At 67.1% G+C, this 2,827-nt stretch carries 2 protein-coding genes; one reads left to right on the top strand and one right to left on the bottom strand.

All coding sequences use genetic code 11. The annotated features are described in order from the left end of the window. Positions 1-326: 326 nt before the first annotated feature. Positions 327-1,952, bottom strand: coding sequence for an adenosine deaminase (locus ACFWIA_RS35040; protein WP_387011322.1), 1,626 nt, complete (start codon positions 1,950-1,952; stop codon positions 327-329). 185 nt (positions 1,953-2,137) lie between these two features. Between ACFWIA_RS35040 and ACFWIA_RS35035 the strand changes: the two genes are divergently transcribed. Beyond that, the gene (locus ACFWIA_RS35035) at positions 2,138-2,737 is read left to right on the top strand and encodes an IS630 family transposase (RefSeq protein ID WP_387011321.1); all 600 of its coding nucleotides are present in this window, start codon (positions 2,138-2,140) and stop codon (positions 2,735-2,737) included. Positions 2,738-2,827 lie beyond the last annotated feature (90 nt).

The following is a 2,827-nucleotide window of genomic DNA, read 5'->3' as shown; positions in this document are numbered from 1 at the left end:
GACCGTGGCCAGAGCGGCGCCCTGGAGGAACCGCCCCGCCAGGAAGACCCCGATGTTGGGCGCGGTGAGGCAGACCAAGGCGCCCACGCAGGTCACGATGAACGCCACGTGCCTGCCAGGCTGTAGAACGGGCCCGGGACACCACGATCCTCAATGTCGCCTTCCCCTCCCTGGTCGCCGATCTGCGGCCGGGCTCGATGGAACAGCTATGGATCGTCCATGCTTACAGTGCGGATCAGGGTAGGTGTGGAGTCCGTGTGGCGCCCGCTGAGTGGAGGGACGGGAATGATCGGGCCCCGCGACGGGTGCTGTGGGGCAGGTGGCGCTCAGCGGACTCGCATGGTGTGGCTCTGTTCGAAGGTGGCGAAGGATGCCTCCTGCCGCCACTGGAGCTGAGCCTTGGGGCTTTCGGTCATGAGGTGGTGGCATTCCGGGGAGCGGATGCGGGTGCCCGGCCGTTCCCCGCGGCAGGCGTTATCCAGCCGGTAGCCGTCGGTGGTCGGGTTGCCCCGCCACAGGCTGGCTCCGGGCAGGAAGGCGTACTCCAGCGAAGCGCGGGACAGGTCTTTCAACTCCGGGTAGGCCAGCGCGTAAGTGTCGGCGGCATACCGGTACTCGTGGCTGATGTCGATGCGCGACACCCCCGGGTCGTCTGTGGCGAGCACGACCGGAACTCGGTGGGCGCGGTACGTCTCGAAGGGGTGCTCGGCGCCGTGGACTCCGAGGATCTGCGCATTGCTGGTGAACGGGACTTCCACGGCGATCTCGCGGGCCGCCATCGTGCGAACGGTGCCCTGCCAGTTGTCCTCGTGGAGGAGGTCCACTCCGTGCCCGATCCGCTCGGCGCGGGCCACCTCGACGGCCTCCTTGATGTGGAAGGAGAGGTCTTCCGGCTTCACCAGTCCGGGCCACAACTCGCCAGCGTGCAAGGTGATGTGGGCCCGTGGGTACCTCTCTCGCAAGTAGCGGATCATGCGCATCTGGAGGCGGTAGTCCCGCAACGAGGCCGCATGGTCCTCTGGCTGGACGAGGTTGATCGCGACGAAGCGTCGGTCCTGCTCGGCCAGCCGCATTCCCAGGGCGATCTGGGTGAAGACGCGTTCGGGGGAACTGGCCCGGGAGACCTGCGAGATCCAACGCACCATCAGCCTGCAGGCTGGGCGGGGTCGGTCGGTTCCACAACGGGCTTCGGCGTGGAACTCAACGTCGGCGTCGTCCGCTTCCTGACGTGCCCGGGTCACCAGGGCGTCGAGCTTGCCGTCGACGAGCAGCTTGCGGTGCAGTGCGGCAAGGTCATCGTCCCAACCGACCTCCGCGGCGAGTCTCTTCGCCTCGCCCGACGCAGGGGTGACCATCGTCTCCAGATACGATTGGTTTTGCCGTACGACGACGTCGGCGAACTCGGCGAGGAGCTTTCCACGGTGGCGCCAAGTGACTTCACCGAACTTGCTGAAAGTGTCGAAGAAGTGGTCGTGGCCGTTGCCATCCGGAGAGAAGTCCTGCATGGACCAGGCCCGCAGCAGGGCCTCGCGGAAGTCCCGGTCCGTCAGGGCATCGGTGGCCGGTCGGGTGCCGGCGCCGCAGGGCGGGGCGACCGCGGTGAGGGTGGCGTCGATGCACAGGCCATCCTCGGCGGCCAACCGGATGAGGTACTCGGTGGAGACCGCACCTGACAGGTGATTGTGCAGATCTCCTCCCTTTGGCAGGCGGAGAAAGAAGTCCCGTACGCGGTCCGGGTTCTGGCGCACCCACCACAGATAGGCGTCGGTTCGGGCCTCGGCCGCGGTTGCCGGGCGGGGCGCCGACGCGGTGGGAAGGAGGGAACCATCTGCAAGGGATGCGGTGACGGGGGTCGGTTCCGCGGCGAGAGCGGGCGAGGGAAACCAGAGGCTGAGGACGGCCATCACGACGGGGAGTACTCGTCGGATGGCTGTGCAGCGTTGCAACATCATCAGAGCATGATCGGTACCTTCCGTGCTCATGCGTGGCACGACCGTCCGGAAGGGGCGCGCGATCACCCGACCGAGTGACCCAAGTGATCTGGTTGTGAGTCCGTTGGGCACCACGTGAGTCGCTTTTCGCACCAATTCATGGGTTTGCCTGACGGGTGGCGGTTGGCTTCGGTCTGCTGTCGGTTGTGGGTGACAACAGGCTGGAGCCGCTGGTCCTGAGTGAGACCGAGCGGCAGGTGTTGAGCAACTGGGTCAAGCGCCGGACGACGGCGCAAGGGCTGGTCCTGCGGGCGAGAATCGTGCTGGCGTGCGCGGAGGGCGGCCCGAACCTGGCGGTCGCCGCCCGGCTGGGGATCAACCGGGGCACCGTCGCCAAGTGGCGCACGAGGTTCCTGCGTGACCGCCTGGACGGGCTGGCGGACGAACTGCGGCCCGGGGTGCCGCGGAGCATCACCGACGCCCAGATCGAAGACGTGGTGGTCCGCACCCTGGAGGAGACCCCTCCCGGCGGAACGCACTGGTCCAAGCGGGAACTGGCCAAGGTCGTGGGCATCTCCCCGGCCAGCGTGCTGCGGATCTGGCACGCCTTCGGCCTCCAGCCCTGGCGGACCGAGACCTTCAAGATCTCCCCGGACCCGTTCCTGATCGACAAGATCCGTGACGTCGTCGGCCTCTACCTCGCCCCGCCAGCCAACGCGGCGGTGTTCGCCGTGGACGAGAAACCACAGATCCAGGCCCTTCAGCGGACCGCGCCGGTCCTGCCGATGATCCCGGGAATGCCTTAGAACTCCTATCGGAATGACTTCAGGCGTCGCCAGCAGATGAGTGCGCATCCGAGGGTGAGGAAGGCTTCGTGGATGTCGTCGCGTATCTCC

It is taken from the genome of Streptomyces sp. NPDC127068 (genome assembly GCF_042724695.1).
In the GTDB taxonomy this organism is placed as follows: domain Bacteria; phylum Actinomycetota; class Actinomycetes; order Streptomycetales; family Streptomycetaceae; genus Streptomyces.
Note: the sequence above shows the minus strand (reverse complement) of the source record. Positions and strands in the feature narration are given on the sequence as shown.

Excerpts from the sequence above, each read along its gene's own strand:
- ACFWIA_RS35040 (WP_387011322.1), bottom strand. The coding sequence starts at position 1,952 with ATGATGTTGCAACGCTGCACAGCCATCCGACGAGTACTCCCCGTCGTG.